Annotated in this window: 13 protein-coding genes and 1 riboswitch; of the genes, 10 read left to right on the plus strand and 3 right to left on the minus strand. The window is 74.4% G+C overall.

Annotated elements, in window-relative coordinates:
• Positions 1–17 precede the first annotated feature (17 nt).
• Positions 18–494: a MarR family winged helix-turn-helix transcriptional regulator gene (locus tag GXP71_RS17960; protein ID WP_162353776.1), complete on the plus strand. Its 477-nt coding sequence runs from the start codon at positions 18–20 to the stop codon at positions 492–494.
• A 147-nt stretch (positions 495–641) separates the two neighbouring features.
• Here the strand turns inward: GXP71_RS17960 and GXP71_RS17965 are convergent, their stop codons facing one another.
• The gene (locus GXP71_RS17965) at positions 642–1,958 is read right to left on the minus strand and encodes a serine hydrolase (RefSeq protein WP_162353777.1); all 1,317 of its coding nucleotides are present in this window, start codon (positions 1,956–1,958) and stop codon (positions 642–644) included.
• A gap of 466 nt (positions 1,959–2,424) precedes the next feature.
• Here GXP71_RS17965 and GXP71_RS17970 point away from each other — a divergent pair, with 466 nt between their 5' ends.
• Positions 2,425–3,225, plus strand: a complete 801-nt coding sequence (locus tag GXP71_RS17970; protein ID WP_238402488.1) for an SDR family oxidoreductase — start codon at positions 2,425–2,427, stop codon at positions 3,223–3,225.
• A gap of 195 nt (positions 3,226–3,420) precedes the next feature.
• On the opposite strand, the gene GXP71_RS17975 is transcribed toward GXP71_RS17970, so the two are convergent.
• Positions 3,421–5,796 (minus strand): (Fe-S)-binding protein, encoded by a 2,376-nt coding sequence (locus tag GXP71_RS17975; protein ID WP_162353779.1) that lies wholly within the window; start codon positions 5,794–5,796, stop codon positions 3,421–3,423.
• 175 nt (positions 5,797–5,971) lie between these two features.
• On the opposite strand from GXP71_RS17975, the gene GXP71_RS17980 reads away from it, so the two are divergent.
• The 7 genes from GXP71_RS17980 to GXP71_RS18010 are packed head-to-tail and all read left to right on the plus strand — an operon-like array spanning position 5,972 to position 14,133.
• A complete protein-coding gene (locus GXP71_RS17980; RefSeq protein ID WP_162353780.1) occupies positions 5,972–9,022 on the plus strand; it encodes a Na+/H+ antiporter subunit A in 3,051 nt (1,016 codons plus the stop codon).
• Positions 9,023–9,027: 5 nt separating this feature from the next.
• Entirely contained in the window at positions 9,028–9,537 is a 510-nt protein-coding gene (locus tag GXP71_RS17985) for a Na(+)/H(+) antiporter subunit C (protein ID WP_162353781.1), read from the plus strand.
• Complete coding sequence (locus tag GXP71_RS17990) at positions 9,534–11,207, plus strand: Na+/H+ antiporter subunit D (protein ID WP_238402489.1); 1,674 nt, start codon at positions 9,534–9,536, stop codon at positions 11,205–11,207. The genes GXP71_RS17985 and GXP71_RS17990 overlap by 4 nt, the downstream gene beginning before the upstream one ends.
• Positions 11,204–11,749, plus strand: a complete 546-nt coding sequence (locus GXP71_RS17995) for a Na+/H+ antiporter subunit E (protein ID WP_162353782.1) — start codon at positions 11,204–11,206, stop codon at positions 11,747–11,749. The genes GXP71_RS17990 and GXP71_RS17995 overlap by 4 nt, the downstream gene beginning before the upstream one ends.
• Positions 11,746–12,153 (plus strand): monovalent cation/H+ antiporter complex subunit F, encoded by a 408-nt coding sequence (locus tag GXP71_RS18000; RefSeq protein WP_238402490.1) that lies wholly within the window; start codon positions 11,746–11,748, stop codon positions 12,151–12,153. Before GXP71_RS17995 ends, GXP71_RS18000 begins: the two co-directional genes overlap by 4 nt.
• Positions 12,150–12,572, plus strand: coding sequence for a monovalent cation/H(+) antiporter subunit G (gene mnhG / locus GXP71_RS18005; protein ID WP_162353783.1), 423 nt, complete (start codon positions 12,150–12,152; stop codon positions 12,570–12,572). The genes GXP71_RS18000 and mnhG overlap by 4 nt, the downstream gene beginning before the upstream one ends.
• A gap of 55 nt (positions 12,573–12,627) precedes the next feature.
• Positions 12,628–14,133, plus strand: a complete 1,506-nt coding sequence (locus tag GXP71_RS18010; RefSeq protein ID WP_162353784.1) for an NAD(P)/FAD-dependent oxidoreductase — start codon at positions 12,628–12,630, stop codon at positions 14,131–14,133.
• 91 nt (positions 14,134–14,224) lie between these two features.
• Here the strand turns inward: GXP71_RS18010 and GXP71_RS18015 are convergent, their stop codons facing one another.
• Positions 14,225–14,497 carry a DUF4235 domain-containing protein gene (locus tag GXP71_RS18015; protein ID WP_124342899.1) on the minus strand — a complete coding sequence of 91 codons (273 nt, stop codon included), beginning with the start codon at positions 14,495–14,497 and terminating at the stop codon, positions 14,225–14,227.
• A gap of 91 nt (positions 14,498–14,588) precedes the next feature.
• Positions 14,589–14,718: riboswitch (TPP riboswitch) on the plus strand.
• 90 nt (positions 14,719–14,808) lie between these two features.
• Here GXP71_RS18015 and GXP71_RS18020 point away from each other — a divergent pair.
• Entirely contained in the window at positions 14,809–15,900 is a 1,092-nt protein-coding gene (locus GXP71_RS18020) for a thiamine ABC transporter substrate binding subunit (RefSeq protein WP_162353785.1), read from the plus strand.
• Positions 15,901–15,903: the final 3 nt, after the last annotated feature.

Raw genomic sequence — 15,903 nt, forward strand, 5'->3', positions numbered from 1 at the left:
CGGGTACCGTCACGGCCGTGAGCCCGCACGACGACGCTGCCACCGACCCGGCCCCCGCGCCCGCGGCCGGTGACGAGTCCGCCGAGCTGCTCGACCTCCTGCACCGGCTGCTGCGCGACATCCGGCGGTCCGCGACCTCGTCGCTCGGGCCCGCCGGCCAGGCGCCCGGGCAGGTCCGGATGCTGCGCGTCCTCCAGCACTGCGACGGGCCGCTGCGGCTCGGCCACGTCGCGTCCGCCCTCGACGTCGCGCCCCGGTCCGTCACGTCCAAGGTCGACGCCGCCGAGGCCGACGGGCTCGTCCGCCGCATCGCCGACCCGACCGACCGGCGCGCCACGCTCATCGAGCTCACCGACGCCGGCCGCGCGCTCCTCGCCGACGTCTCCGCCCGACGCCACGAGGGCGTCGCCGGCCGCCTCGACCGGCTCGACCCCGACGAGCGCACGGAGCTCCTCACGCTGCTGCGCCGCCTGGCCGACGACCCCACCCCCTGACGCCGCCGACCGCCCGCGCCCAGAACGACATCAGCGCCGCGGAGGGGGTCCCTACCGGCGCTGATGTCGTTCTCGTGGGTGCTGGGGTGCTGGGTGCTGGGTGCTGGGTGCGAGGGACGGGTCAGACGGGGCGGGGCCCCGGGTGGATCACGCGCAGAGGGCCGTGTCGATCACCGCGTCGACGTGCTGCATCGCCTCCGGGTCGGACACCGACGACGGGAGCGCCGTGACCGCCACGGACGCGGCGCGGCCGTCGGTCGTCACGCCCTCGCGCGTCGAGTAGCCGAAGATGTCGCCACCGTGACCCCACGCGACCCCGCCGCAGCTCAGGGCCGTCTCGGCGATCCCGAGGCCGTAGCGCATCGGGCCCCACTCGGCGGGCACGGGCACGGTCTTCTGCATCTCCGCGAGCTCCGCGGCGCCGACCAGGCGGCCGTCGAGGATCGCGGTGTAGAGGCGGATCAGGTCGCTCGGCGTGCCGACGACGTCGCCCGCGGCCCACGCCGCGCCCGGGTCGAGCTCCGTGACGTCGCGCAGCGTCCCGCCCGGGGTGTCCGCGTGGTAGCCGTGCGGGTGGCGGCCGCGGATCTCGCGCTCGCCGACGGCCGGGACGTAGGTGTCACGCAGGCCCGCCTTCTCGATCACACGCTGCGTGAGGACCTCGTGCAGCGGGCGACCGGTCACCTTCTCGACCAGCAGGCCCGCGACGACGTAGTTCGTGTTGCTGTACGACCACGACGCGCCCGGCGCGAAGGTGGCAGGTCGCGTCATGGCCGCGTCGAGCAGCGCGCGGGGCTGGACGTACGTGTCGATCATCGCGTCGACGCCCGACAGACCGTCGGAGAGCAGCACGTCGAGGTACTCCGGGATGCCGCTCGTGTGCTGCAGGACCTGGCGGACGGTGATGGCGGCGCCGTCGACGCGCTCGGCGCCCTCGCGCCGGTTGTCGACGAGGCCCGGCAGGTAGGTGCCGATCGGCGCGTCGAGGTCGATCTTCCCCTCGCCGACGAGCTGCATGACGGCGACCGCGACGAACGTCTTGCTGTTGCTCGCGAACCGGACCTGGCCGTCCGTGGGGACCCGCGCGCCCGTGCTGAGGTCGCCGACCCCGGCGACGAGGTGGCGCGTGCGCCCGCGCTCGTCGCGGACCGACGCGAGCGCGGCGGGGAACCCGTCGTCGCGGACGAGCGCGTCGACCGCGCGCCGGACGGAGTCGCGGCCGTGCCCGCCGCGCGCCGGGTCGGCCCGCTCGGGCGCGGGTGCGGGTGCGCCGGTCGCGCCGGTGGGTACCCCGGCCGTCGCCGGCGCGACGAGCGTGCCGCCGACGAGTGCGCCCGCCGCGAGCAGCGCGGCCGCACCGCGGAGCGCGCGCCGACGGCGCAGGTGGCGCGCGCCGGAGGTCGCGGTCCCGTCGGGGACGGGCTGGTCGGGGGTCGCGGGGTGGGTCGGTGCGGTGCTGCGCATGGGACTTCCTTCCGCGGGCGGTCGCCCGGTGTCGGGGGCACGTCCGGTCGGTACGGACCGGACGATGCGGACACGTCCACCGTCGCCCGCGCGGCGCCGCCCGATCCATCGGGTGGCCCGACGAGGTCGAGGTGGGGGAAACCCCCGCACACGCCGCAGGTCGTCGAGTGCGTCACTCCGCGTCGAGCTCGTCAGCTCCAGCTCACGAGCTCGACGCGAGCTGACGAACTCGACGCGCCGCGGGTCGGCGGGGGTGGGCGGGAGGCGTGGCAGGGGCAACTGCAGGGGCAGGGGCAGGGGCAGGGGCAGGGGCCGGGCCGGGGGCGGGCCGAGCCGGCGTGTGAGGTGGCCGAGGGGCAGGGCGGGCGGGGGAGGGGAGCCGAGGTGCGGGGGAGGCGGGGCGCGCCTAGCGTCGAAGGCCTGCGTGAGGAACCGGCGTGGGCCCGCGATGCGCGAGGAGTCCGCCGTGACCGACCGACCGATCGACCAGCCCCGCCCGCTCGCCGTCGTGACCGGCGCGTCCAGCGGCATCGGGCTCGAGCTCGCCCAGTGCTTCGCCGACGGCGGGTTCGACCTGCTCCTCACGGCCCTGGAGGCGGACGTCTCCCTGGTGGCCGACCGGCTCGGTGGCGAGGTCGCCGCGCGTGCGGTCCAGGCCGACCTGTCGACCGTCGCGGGCGTCGAGACGCTGCTCGACGCGATCCGCGCGCTCGGCCGGCCCGTCGACGCGCTCGCGCTGAACGCCGGCACCGCGCAGGGCGGACGGTTCGTCGAGACGCCGCTGGAGGGCGACCTCGAGACGATCCGCCTCAACGTCGAGTCGACCGTGCGGCTGTCGAAGGCGCTCCTGCCCGCGATGGTCGAGCGCGGCGCCGGACGCGTCCTCGTGACGTCCTCGACCGCCGCGACGCAGCCCGGCCCGTACTACGCGACGTACGCGGCGTCGAAGTCGTTCCTCACGTCGTTCGCGGAGGCCGTGCGCCACGAGCTCAAGGACACGGGCGTCACCATCACTGTGCTCGCGCCCGGGCCGACCGACACGAGCTTCTTCGAGCAGGCGGACATGGAGGACACCGTGGTGGCGGACAGCCCGAAGGACGACCCGGCCGACGTCGCGCGGCAGGGGTACGAGGCGCTGATGAAGGGCAAGGACAAGATCGAGGTGCACTCGCTCAAGGCCCGCATGCAGACGGCCGCCGCCGCGGTGCTGCCCGACAAGGCGAAGGCCGCGATGCACGCGGCGTACACCAAGCCGAAGGACGGCTGACGACGCACGCGCCCGGCCTCGGGCGCCACCGAGCTCCGGCCGCGGACCTCGCGACGACGCCCCGGGACTGCGACGTCGAGGGCGCGCTCGCGGGGCGTCGTCGCGCTCGCGAGCCCCGGGTCACGTCGACGTCGACGCGCGGAGCGCCCCGAGCCGCGCGCCGTCGCCGGCGAGCGGCAGGCCGCTGGGGCGGCGTCAGGGGGTGGGCGCGCGGAGGGAGTCGCGGAGCAGGACGGCGATGTCGGCGACCTCCGGCACGCCGACCGTCGCGCGCGCGGGGGCACCCGCAGGGACCGGGGCACCCGGGCCGTGCGCGCGGGAGGTCGGGCCGGCGGGCGACGCGGTGCCGACGGGCTCGGCCCCCGCGGTCGCGGTGGCGGGAGTGCCCGCGTCCGGGGTGCCTCCGGTCGCACCGGCGGAGGCGGCGGACGCGGCGACGGCCGCGACCCCGTCGGACAGCATGACCGTGCAGTACGGGCAGGCCGTGGCGACGACGTCGGCTCCGGTGCTCATGGCCTCGGCGGCGCGCGTCGCGTTGATGCGGGTGCCGACGGACTCCTCCATCCACATGCGCGCGCCGCCCGCGCCGCAGCAGAAGGACGTCTCGCGGTTGCGCGGCATCTCGGCGAGCTCGGCGCCGGGGATCGCGGCCAGCAGCTCGCGCGGGGGCGTGTAGACCTGGTTGTGCCGGCCCAGGTAGCAGGGGTCGTGGTAGGTGATCCGCTGGCCGACCGTGCCCCCACCCGCGTCGGCGCCCGGCTCCACCGGCACCAGCCGCCCGTCGGCGACGAGCGTGTTGAGCAGCTCGGTGTGGTGCAGGACCGTGAAGCGGCCGCCGAGCTGCGGGTACTCGCGGCTGATCGTGTTGAAGCAGTGCGCGCAGGTCACGACGATGCGCTGCGCGCCGACCTCGTTCAGCACCTCGACGTTCTGCGACGCGAGCATCTGGTACAGCAGCTCGTTGCCCGCGCGGCGTGCGGGGTCGCCGGTGCAGGTCTCGCCGTCGCCGAGGACGGCGAACGACACCCCGGCGGCGTGCAGCAGCTCGGCGACGGCACGCGTCGTCTTCTTGGCGCGGTCCTCGTAGGCGCCCGCGCAGCCGACCCAGAACAGGTAGTCGACGTCGGCGGCGGACTCGACGTCGGCGCCGACGACGGGGACCTCGAAGTCGAGGCCCTTGGCCCAGTCGAGCCGGGCGCGCGCGGGCAGGCCCCACGGGTTGCCCTGCCGTTCGAGCTTGGTGAACGTGCCGCCCAGCTCCTTCGGGAACGCGGACTCCATGAGCACCTGGTAGCGGCGGACGTCGACGATCGTGTCGACGTGCTCGATGTCGACGGGGCACTGCTGGACGCACGCACCGCAGGTCGTGCACGCCCAGAGCACGTCGGGGTCGATGACGCCCGCGGCGACGAGGTCCACGCCGGCGTGCGGGTCGTCCTCGACCGCTGCGCGGCGGTCGACCGGGGCCGCCGTGCCCTCCGTCACCGCGCCTGCTGCGGCTGTCGCGCGCAGGTAGGGGGCTGTGGCGGCGGCGTGGTCGCGCAGCGAGAGCATGACGAGCTTGGGGGACAGGGGCTTGCCGGTCGCCCAGGCCGGGCACTGGTCCTGGCAGCGGCCGCACTCGGTGCAGGTCGCGGTGTCGAGGAGCTGCTTCCACGACAGGTCCTCGATCGCGCCCGCGCCGAGACGGGCGTCGTCGGGCAGGTCCTCGAGCGCGGCCAGGTCGACGGCGGTGCCGTCGGAGAGCGTGAGCGGGGCGAGCGGCCCGAGCGCAGGGCCGCCGGCCGGCTCGCGACGCGCGTAGACGTTGACGACCGCGAGGAACCGGTGCCACGCGACGCCCATCGTGGGCTGCAGGCCGACGACGACGAACCACGACATCGACACCACGATCTTCACGGTCGCGACGACGACGACCGCCGTCTCCAGCGCGGTGGTCGACGCGCCCGCCCACAGGCCGCCGAACCACGCGGTCAGCGGGAAGTGCAGGCCGAGGCCGGTCTCGCCCGCCTGCGACAGCAGCGCGTACTCGAGCCCGCGGAGCGCCAGCACGGCCGCGACGACGGCGAACACGGTCGCCTCCACGAAGTACGCCTGCGCCTGGTTCGACCCGAAGAAGCGCGACCGGCGACGCTCGACCTCGGGCGCGGCGGCGCGCGGCGAGATGCGCAGCCGCAGGACGAACAGCGCGACGATCCCGAGCAGCGCGGCCCACGCGAACGCCTCGACCACCCACTCGACCGGCCACAGGTGCCCGATCAGCGGCAGCGCCCACGTCGGCGACACGACCTGCCCGTACCCGGCGACGAGCGTGAGCACGAGCAGCGGGAACGACACCATGACCACCCAGTGCGCGACGCGCACCACGGGTCGATGCTGGAACCGCCCGTGCCCGACGACCTCACGCAGCAGCGTCGCGAGGCGGGTGCTGACGGGTCCGGACCGGCCGGGGGCGGCACGCCCCACGCGGACGGTGCGGACGATCGCGACGACGCCTCGGGAGAAGAGGGCGACGCCGACCACGGTCGCGGCGACGACGACCGCCAGGCACACCCACTGCAGCACGCTCACGCGCACACGGTAACCGCGTCCCCACGGTCGCTCACGGGACGTCCGGAGCCGCTGCGGCGCACGGGTGGCGGCGGCCGCCGTGGGAGGACCACGGGAAAGCGGTTGATAGGATCTTGACCAACTCCTTGAAGCCTCCCGACCGACCACCCGCCCCCGACAGGACGGAGCCGGACGCGTGCTGCTGCTGCTCACCGTGCACCTCGCAGCAGCCGTCGTCGCGCCCACCCTGGTCCGTCTGCTGGGGCGTCGCGCGTTCTGGGTGCTGGCCCTCGCACCGGCCTCCGCAGCGGTCTGGGCGCTCACCTGGACGCAGCAGGTGCAGGCCGGGAACGGCCCGGTCGAGGTCGTCGAGTGGATCCCTGCGCTGGGCCTCGAGCTGACGTTCCGGCTCGACACCCTCTCGTGGTTCATGACGCTCGTCGTGGGCGGCGTCGGCGCGCTCGTGCTCGTCTACTGCGCGGGGTACTTCTCCGTGACGGCGCACGGGCTGGGCCGGTTCGGCGGCGTGTTCGTCGCGTTCGCCGGGGCGATGCTCGGGCTGGTCACGGCCGACGACATGCTGCTGCTGTTCGTGTTCTGGGAGCTCACGACCGTCACGTCGTACCTGCTCATCGGGCACTACTCGGAGCGCAAGCCGAGCCGTCGCGCCGCCATGCAGGCCATCGTCATCACGACCGCGGGCGGCCTCGCGATGCTCGTCGGCCTCGTGCTGCTGGGCGAGGCCGCGGGCACGTACCGGATGTCCGCCGTCATCGCCGACCCGCCGGGCGGGACGATCGCCACCGTCGCGATCGTCTGCCTGCTGCTGGGCGCCGCGACCAAGTCCGCGCTGCTGCCCTTCCACTTCTGGCTGCCCGCCGCGATGGCCGCGCCGACCCCCGTGAGCGCGTACCTGCACGCCGCCGCGATGGTGAAGGCCGGTGTCTACCTCGTCGCGCGGTTCGCGCCCGCGTTCGCGACCGCACCCGTGTGGCGCTGGATGATCGTCGTGCTCGGCGGCGGGACGCTGCTGCTCGGCGGCTACCGCGCGCTGCGGCAGCACGACCTCAAGCTCGTGCTCGCGTTCGGCACGGTCAGCCAGCTCGGCCTCATCGTGCTGCTCGTGGGGCTCGGCACGCAGGCGACCGCGCTCGCCGGCCTCGCGATGATCGGCGCGCACGCGATGTTCAAGGCGTCGCTGTTCCTGGTGGTCGGCGTCGTCGACGCCGCGACCGGGACCCGTGACCTGCGGCGGCTGTCCGGCGTCGGCAAGGAGCTGCCGCTGACGGCGCTCGCGGGCGGGCTCGCGACGGCGTCGATGATCGGCCTGCCGCCGTTCGCCGGGTACGTCGCGAAGGAGGCGGGGCTCGAGGGCGTCGCGCACCTCGAGGAGGGCGTGATCGGCCCGATCGTGCTCGTCGTGGTCGCGGTCGGGTCCGTGCTGACCGTCGCGTACGGGCTGCGGCTGTGGTGGGGCGCGTTCGCGACGAAGAACGCCGTCATCCCGGAGGCGGCGGCACCCGACGCGAGCGGCGGACCGGCACTGCACGAGGGCGCCGAGCCCGACGCGACCCCCGCACCGATCACGCACCCGACGCTCCTGCTGGTCTGGCCGGCGATGATCCTGGCCGTGCTCGGCCTGGCCGTCGCGCTGCTGCCGCAGCTCGGCGAGCACCTGCTCGCGCCCTACGCCGACACGTACCCGCTCGGCGAGCCGGGCCACCTCACGCTGTGGGCGGGCTTCGGGCCGGTGCTGTGGCTCACGCTCGGGATCCTCGGCGTCGGGACGCTCATGTTCCTCGCCCGCGCGCGCGTCGAGCAGTGGCAGTCCGGGCTGTACCGCGGGCCCGAGGCCGACAGCGTCTACCGCAGGTTCATGCGCCGGCTCGACGACTTCGCCGCCGACGTCACCGCCGTCACGCAGCGTGGTTCGCTGCCGCTCTACCTCGGCATCATCCTCATCGTGTTCGTGGGGTCGGTCGCGACGGTCCTCATCACGCAGACGAGCGTGCCCGAGTCGATGCGGCGCTGGGACAACCCCGCGCAGATCGTGTTCGCGGCCGTCGCCGTCACGTCGGCGATCCTCGCCGCCCGCGCGCGCCGCCGCCTCAAGGCCGTGATCCTGCTCGGGATCGGCGGGTACGCCGTCGCGGGCCTGTTCCTGCTGCACGGCGCACCCGACCTCGCGCTCACCCAGGTGCTCGTCGAGACGGTCACGCTCGTGGTGTTCGTGCTGGTCCTGCGCCGGCTCCCCCCGTACTTCTCCGACCGGCCGCTCGCCGCGAGCCGGTGGGTGCGGCTCGGCGTCGGTCTCGCGGTCGGGCTGACCGTCGCCGGGATCGCGCTCGTCGTCCCGAACGCGCGCATCCACGTGCCGGTGTCCGAGCACTTCGCGGAGGAGGCCGTCGAGTTCGGCGGCGGCAAGAACATCGTCAACGTGACGCTCGTCGACATCCGCGCGTGGGACACCATGGGCGAGATCTCGGTGCTGCTGGTCGCGGCGACCGGCGTCGCGTCGCTCGTCTTCCTCTCGCGGCGCGGCGGGGCGATCTACCGCGCAGGCGACGCACCCGCGGACCGCGCGGTGTGGGGCGGCAACGAGGACCCGATGGCGGTCCTGCGCCGCCGCCGGGACGACCTGCCCGCCGAGGGCGGCTCCTCGTCGTCGCGGGACCGGCTGTGGCTCAGCGCGGGCAAGACGCTCGCGCCGCAGCGGCGGTCCGTCATCTTCGAGGTCGTCGTGCGGCTGCTGTTCCACACGATGCTCGTGTACTCGATCTACCTGCTGTTCTCCGGCCACAACGCGCCCGGCGGCGGCTTCGCCGCGGGGCTCGTCACGGGCATCGCGCTCATCGTGCGGTACCTCGCCGGTGGCCGGTACGAGCTCGGTGAGGCGGCACCCGTGCAGCCCGGTCTGCTGCTGGGCCTCGGGCTGTTCCTGTCCGCGGGCGTCGGGCTCGTCGCGCAGCTCGCGGGCGGGTCGGTCCTGCAGTCGTGGATCCTCGACATCCACCTGCCGGTCATCGGCGACATCCACCTCGTGACCAGCCTGTTCTTCGACATCGGGGTCTACCTGGTCGTCGTCGGGCTCGTGCTGGACATCCTGCGCAGCCTCGGCGCGGAGATCGACCGGCGTGCCGAGACGGGCGAGGACGACACGAGCGTCGGCTCCTCGCCCGACGAGCAGGCCACCGTGAGCGAGGCGGACCGGATCGTGGCGGCGCGGGCGGCGGGTGAGCAGCCGTGATCGACATGAGCCCGAACATCGTCCTGGTCGTCGCGATCGCCGCGCTGTTCACCGTCGGCGTCTACCTGCTGCTCGAGCGCTCGCTGAGCCGCGTCCTCATCGGCGTGATCCTGCTGGGCAACGGCGCGAACCTGCTGTTCCTCGTCGCGGGCGGTGCCGCGGGACGGCCGCCGATCGTCGGCGCGACGCCCGAGGGCCAGATGACCGACCCCCTGCCGCAGGCGATGGTCCTCACGGCGATCGTCATCACGCTCGGCCTGTCGGCGTTCCTGCTGGCCATGGCGTACCGGTCGTGGCAGCTGCACCGGCACGACGAGGTGCAGGACGACGTCGAGGACCGCCGCATCGCGCGCCTCGCCGCGATCGACGAACGCGCGACGACCGACGACGACACCGAGGGCACCGGCAGCTCGATCGACGAGGAAGCCGCGTCCATCCGCGACGAGACCGACGAGGGTGCGCCCGCCCGCCCGACCGGGGACCCGGCCCGCACCGCAGGAGAGGGGGAGCGATGACCGACTGGACCTGGCTCGTGCCGCTCCCCGTCGTCGTCCCGCTGTCCGCCGCCGGCCTCGCGCTCGCGCTGTACCGGCGCCCGACGCTCCAGCGCATCGTGAGCGTCGTCGCGCTCGTCATCGTCGTGATCGTCTCGGCCGCGCTCCTCGTGCTCGCGGACGACGGCCCGCTCGTCGTCGACGTCGGCGGCTGGGCCGCACCCGTCGGGATCGACCTCGTCGCCGACCGCCTGTCGGCGCTCATGCTCACGGTCTCCGCGACCGTCACCCTCTGCGTCCTGCTGTACTCGCTCGCCCAGGGTCAGGAGGACGACGAGGAGTCCGCGCCGATCTCGATCTTCCACCCGACGTACCTGGTGCTGACGGCGGGCGTCGCGAACGCGTTCCTCTCGGGCGACCTGTTCAACATCTACGTCGGCTTCGAGATCCTGCTCGCCGCGTCGTTCGTGCTGCTGACCCTCGGCGGCACGCGCGAGCGGATCCGCGCGGGCACGATCTACGTCGTCGTCGCGCTGCTCTCGTCGATCCTCTTCCTCGTCGCGCTCGCCTCGATCTACGCCGCGACGGGCACCGTGAACCTGGCCCAGCTCGCGATCCGGCTCCCGGAGATCGACCCCGGGGTGCGGCTCGTCCTGCAGGTGCTGCTGATCCTGGCGTTCGCCATCAAAGCGGCGGTCTTCCCGCTGTCCGCCTGGCTGCCGGACTCCTACCCGACCGCGCCCGCACCCGTCACCGCCGTGTTCGCCGGCCTGCTCACCAAGGTGGGCGTCTACGCGATCATCCGCACCCAGACGCTGCTGTTCCCCGAGGGTCGGCTCGACGACGCCCTCATGTGGGCCGCGCTCGCGACGATGGTCGTGGGCATCCTCGGCGCCGTCGCGCAGGACGACATCAAACGTCTGCTGTCGTTCACGCTGGTCAGCCACATCGGGTACATGGTGTTCGGCATCGCCCTGTCCACCGACGCCGGGTGGACCGCCGCGATCTACTACGTGGTGCACCACATCACCGTCCAGACCGCGCTGTTCCTCGTCGTGGGGCTCGTCGAACGTGCGGGCGGCTCGACGTCGCTGACCAAGCTGGGCGGTCTCGCCAAGCTCGCGCCCCTGCTGGCGATCCTGTTCTTCGTGCCCGCGATGAACCTGTCGGGCATCCCGCCGCTGTCCGGGTTCCTCGGCAAGCTCGGGCTGCTCGAGGCGGGCGTGCAGGTCGGCACACCGCTCGCGTACGTGCTCGTCGTCGGGTCCGTCGTGACGTCCCTGCTCACGCTGTACGCCCTGGTCAAGGCGTGGAACAAGGCGTTCTGGCAGGTGCCCGAGGAGGAGCGGCCGCCCGTCCGGCTGCCCTTCGGCATGGTCGGCCCCGCCGCCGCGCTCATCCTCTTCGGGCTCGGCCTGACGGTCGCCGCCGGCCCGCTCTACGCGTACACCCAGCGGGCCGCCGACGCGCTCACCACGCGCACGCCGTACGTCGAGGCCGTGCTGCCCGACGGGGAGCGCGGCAAAGGCGTCTCCGTCGAGGTGACCGAGGAGGCCGCGCACGGCGGCGAGGGCGGCGAGGTGGGCACGGATGCCGCCGACACGACCGGCAGCGCCGCCGACGTGCCCGGGACGACCGACCCCGCCGCCGACGCGGCCGTGCGCACCGACGTCGCGGAGGTGGGCGGATGAGCCTGCACCCGCGCCGGTCCCGGTGGCGCACCCAGTGGGCGACGGTCGTCTGGCTGACCGTCGTGTGGGTGCTGCTCTGGGGCGACCTGTCCGTCGGCAACGTCATCGCCGGTGCCGCCCTCGCGCTGCTCGTCACGACGGGCCTGCGCATGGCGCCGATCCAGTTCCAGGGCCGCGTGCGGCCGCGCGGGCTCGCCGTGCTCGTGGGCCGGTTCGTGCTCGACGTGGTCCGCGCGTCCGCCGAGGTCAGCGCGATCGCGCTGCGGCCCCGGTACACGCCGCGCGGCGCCGTCATCGGCGTGCAGCTGCGCAGCCACTCCGACCTGTACCTCACCCTCACGGCCGAGCTCTGCTCGCTCGTGCCGGGGTCGCTCGTCGTCGAGGCGCACCGCCTCACCGGGATGCTCTACCTGCATGTGCTCGACGTGCACGCGAGCGGCGGGATCGAGGCCGCGCGCCGCACCGTGCTCGAGCAGGAGGAGCGCGTGCTGCGTGCGTTCGCGTCCGACGAGGAGCTGCGCGCCGCGGGGGTGACCGCATGACCGCCATGACCGTCGTCGTCGTCGTCTGCAGCGTGCTGCTCGTGCTGGGCGCCGCGTTCGCGATCGTCCGGGCCGAGAAGGGCCCGTCGATGCTCGACCGGACCGTCGCGCTCGACGTGGTCGTCGCGACGATGATCGTCGGGGTCGCGCTCTACGCCGCCGCCAACCGTCGGGCCGACGTCGTGCCGATCCTGGTCGTGCTGTCCCTCGTGGGGTTCGTCGGCTCGGTGACGATCGCGCGGTTCGCCGCCGTCGAGCCCGAGGGCGAGGGTCGGGTCCGCACGCGTGAGGAGATCGCCGCCGAGGAGGCCGCCCGTGCCGCGGCCGAGCAGGAGGCGCTGGGCGAGCAGCCCGAGGACAAGGAGGAGCTGCACGGCGGCCAGGCGGAGGGGGAGGTCCGATGAACAGCTGGTGGGACACCGTCGCCGACGTCGCCTCGGTGATCTTCCTGCTCGGCGGCGCGCTGCTCGCGTTCGCGGCGGGCGTCGGCGCGCTGCGCTTCCCCGACCTGCTGGCGCGCATGCACGCCGCGACGAAGCCGCAGGTGCTCGGCCTGGTGCTGTGCCTCATCGGCCTCGCGCTGCGGCTGCGGTCCGGCGGTGCCGTGTGGGCGCTCGTCCTCGTCGCGCTGTTCCAGATGCTCACCGCGCCCGTCGCCGCGCACATGGTCGGCCGCGCCGGCTACCGCACCGGCAAGGTGCGCGGGGACCTGCTCGTGGTCGACGAGCTCACGGCCGACCTCGAGCGAGCGCGGTCGAGCAGCGACGCCGCCGAGGCGGACCGCGAGCGCCGGGCCGACAGCGACGACATCGGGCCGCTCTGAGGCACGCGCCCAGGTTCGCCCGCCGCGAGGACGCGCCGAGGAGTTGAATCGAGGCATGACGCACCACCGGGACGTCGTCGTCGTCGGGTCCGGCCCGAACGGGCTCGCCGCTGCCGTCACGCTCGCCCGCGCGGGCCTCGGCGTCCTGGTCCTCGAGGGCCGGCCCACCGTGGGCGGCGGTGCGCGCACGCTCGACCTCGGGCTGGCCGACGGGATGGTGCACGACCTGTGCTCGGCCGTGCACCCCATGGCGTGGGCGTCGCCCTTCTTCCGCTCGTTCGACCTGCGCGCGCGCGGCGTCGAGCTGCTGACGCCCGAGATCTCGTTCGCGCAGCCCCTGCCCGGCGGGCGAGCCGGCATCGCGTACCACGACCTCGACCGCACGGTGGAGCGCCTCGGCGTCGACGGGCCCGCGTGGCGGTCTCTCGTCGGGCCCCTCGCCGCGCACCCCGGGCACGTCGTGCGCGTCGCGCTCGGCGACAAGCGCAGCATCCCGCGCGGCCTCCTGCCGCACGGCGCCCCCGCCGCGGTGCACTTCGGCCTGCGCGTGCTGGAGCAGGGCACCCGCCTGTGGGACCGCCCCTTCATCGACGACGTCGCTCCCGCGCTGCTCACCGGCGTCGCCGCCCACACCATCACGGCTCTGCCGTCGCTCGCGGGGTCCGGGACGGCCCTGCTGCTCGCGGCGCTCGGCCACGCCGGTGCCGGCTGGGCGATCCCGCGCGGCGGCTCGGGCGCGATCGTGGCGGCGCTCGTCGACGACCTCGTCGAGCACGGCGGGGAGATCGTCACCGACCACCCCGTCCGCTCGTGCGACGACCTGCCGCCCGCGCACGCCTACCTGTTCGACACCTCACCTCGCACGCTCCTCGACGTCATGGGCGACCGCCTGCCGCCGCGCGCCCGCCGGCCGCTCGAACGGTTCCGGTACGGCAACGGCGCCGCGAAGGTCGACTTCGTGCTGTCCGAGCCCGTGCCGTGGACCGTGCCCGAGGTCGGCCGGGCCGGCACCGTGCACCTCGGCGGGACGCGCGCCGAGATGGTCGAGTCCGAGGGGGCTGTGCAGGCGGGCCGGCACGCGCGCCGGCCGATGACGCTGCTGAGCGACCCGACCGTCGTCGACGAGTCCCGCCGCGTCGGCGGCCTGCGGCCGCTGTGGACGTACGCGCACGTGCCCGCCGGGTCCGACGTCGACGTCACCGAGGCCGTGACCGCGCACGTCGAGCGGTACGCGCCCGGGTTCCGCGACGTCGTCGTCGCGTCGCGCTGCATCCCGGCCGCGCAGATGCACCACCACAACCAGAACTACGTCGGCGGCGACATCTCCGCGGGCGCCGCGACCATCACGCAGATGTTCGCCCGCCCCAGCGCGCGCCGGGACCCCTACGCCTCCGGGCGGGACGGGGTGTACCTGTGCTCGGCGTCGACCCCGCCCGGTCCGGGCGTGCACGGGCTGTCCGGCTGGTTCGCGGCGCGACGCGTCCTGCGCGAGGTCTTCAACACCGACCAGGTGCCGACCCTCGCCCCCGACCGCGCGACGGAGGCGTGGCCGGTCATCTAGGACGACGACCGCGTCGTCGACGACGTGGACGGCGAGGGACACGCACCGATCAGACGGCCACCGCCTCCAACACGTCGGCGCCGGACTCGGCTCAGTCGACCAGCTCGCGGCCCGTCTCCGTGCGGGCGGTGAACGCGGCGGTGCCGCGGGTCGCGAGCGCGCGGGCGACGCCGACGAGCGCGCCCGTGATCGCCGCGGCGGCGATGACCTCGCCGAGCCGGTAGTCGCCCTCGTCCTCGGGCTTCGGCGGCTTGTGACCGCGCGTCGCCTTCCACCCCTGGGCCACCACCTGCTGCGCGAGCCACGCGGCGACCAGCGCGCCGCCGATCCCGACGAGCTTCGCGACGGTCGACTGCTTGTCCATGCGGGGAGACCTCCGGGCGTCGGGGACGGGACCGGCGTCCACGCTAGCCGGGGACGGGTCGGACCGCTGGTCGGACGGGCGTAGGATCGCAGGCGAACGACAGGGGAGCGTCACGTCGCCGGCAGCCCCGCCGACGGCCAGGACGCTGAGAGTGCGGACCACCGCAGACCCTCGAACCTGATCCGGTTCACACCGGCGTAGGGAGTCGGGCTTCTCAGTCTCCGCAGTCGTCGTCGGCGCGCCCCTGCGAGGGTGCCGCCGTGCGACGGGTGCGGGGACCCCCTCCTGCTGACGAGGGAGGAGCACCACCGATGGCGAGCACGCCCCGCCGCACGTCCGTCCCCGTCCTGGCGCTGACCGCCGGGACCGTCCTCGCGCTCGCGCTCGCGGGCTGCTCCGCGATCGGCGGCGGCGACCCCGCGCCGTCCGCGTCCGGGGGGTCCGGCGGCACCGTCACCCTGGTCACGCACGACTCGTTCGGCCTGTCCGACGGCCTGCTGGAGTCCTTCGAGGAGGAGAGCGGCCTGACGGTCGAGGTCGTGCAGCCCGGCGACGCGGGCGCCCTGGTCAACCAGCTCGTCCTCACGAAGGACGCGCCGCTCGGCGACCTGGTGTTCGGCGTGGACAACACGTTCGCGTCGCGCGCGATCGACGAGGGAGTCGTCGAGCCGTACACGTCGTCCGCGCCCGCGGCGGAGGACGCCGCGCAGTACGCGGTCGACGGGTCCGAGGCGCTGACCGCGGTCGACTTCGGCGACGTGTGCCTCAACGTCGACCACGCGTGGTTCACCGAGCACGGCGTCGCGGAGCCCGCGTCGCTCGACGACCTGACGAAGCCCGAGTACAAGGATCTCCTCGTCGTCCCGAGCGCCGTCACGTCGTCGCCGGGGCTCGCCTTCCTGCTCGCGACCGTCGGCGCGAAGGGTGCGGACGGCTGGCAGGACTACTGGACGGCGCTCGTCGCGAACGGCCTCCAGGTGTCCGAGGGCTGGTCGGACGCCTACTACACGGACTTCAGCGGCGGCGGCGGCGACGGGCCGCGCCCGGTCGTGCTGTCGTACGCGTCGTCCCCGCCGTTCACGGTGCCGGACGGCGCCGACGAGCCGACGACGGGCGCGCTGCTCGACACGTGCTTCCGGCAGGTCGAGTACGCGGGCGTCCTCACGAACGCGGAGAACCCCGAGGGCGCGCGGCAGCTGCTCGACTTCCTGCTCTCCGACGAGGTCCAGGCCGACATCCCGGGGTCGATGTACATGTACCCGGTGAGCACGGCCGTCGACCTGCCCGAGGAGTGGGCCCGCTGGGCCCCGCTCGCCGACGCGCCCTTCGAGGTCGCACCCGCCGACGTCGACGCGCACCGCGAGGAGTGGCTCGCGGCGTGGTCGGAGATCGTCGCGGGCTGACCC

The organism is Cellulomonas sp. H30R-01 (assembly GCF_010119915.1).
GTDB lineage: Bacteria > Actinomycetota > Actinomycetes > Actinomycetales > Cellulomonadaceae > Cellulomonas > Cellulomonas algicola.

Excerpts from the sequence above, each read along its gene's own strand:
- GXP71_RS17965 (WP_162353777.1), bottom strand. The coding sequence starts at position 1,958 with ATGCGCAGCACCGCACCGACCCACCCCGCGACCCCCGACCAGCCCGTC.
- GXP71_RS17995 (WP_162353782.1), top strand. The coding sequence starts at position 11,204 with ATGAGCCTGCACCCGCGCCGGTCCCGGTGGCGCACCCAGTGGGCGACG.
- mnhG (WP_162353783.1), top strand. The coding sequence starts at position 12,150 with ATGAACAGCTGGTGGGACACCGTCGCCGACGTCGCCTCGGTGATCTTC.
- GXP71_RS18015 (WP_124342899.1), bottom strand. The coding sequence starts at position 14,497 with ATGGACAAGCAGTCGACCGTCGCGAAGCTCGTCGGGATCGGCGGCGCG.
- GXP71_RS18000 (WP_238402490.1), top strand. The coding sequence starts at position 11,746 with ATGACCGCCATGACCGTCGTCGTCGTCGTCTGCAGCGTGCTGCTCGTG.
- GXP71_RS18010 (WP_162353784.1), top strand. The coding sequence starts at position 12,628 with ATGACGCACCACCGGGACGTCGTCGTCGTCGGGTCCGGCCCGAACGGG.
- GXP71_RS18020 (WP_162353785.1), top strand. The coding sequence starts at position 14,809 with ATGGCGAGCACGCCCCGCCGCACGTCCGTCCCCGTCCTGGCGCTGACC.
- GXP71_RS17990 (WP_238402489.1), top strand. The coding sequence starts at position 9,534 with ATGACCGACTGGACCTGGCTCGTGCCGCTCCCCGTCGTCGTCCCGCTG.
- GXP71_RS17985 (WP_162353781.1), top strand. The coding sequence starts at position 9,028 with ATGAGCCCGAACATCGTCCTGGTCGTCGCGATCGCCGCGCTGTTCACC.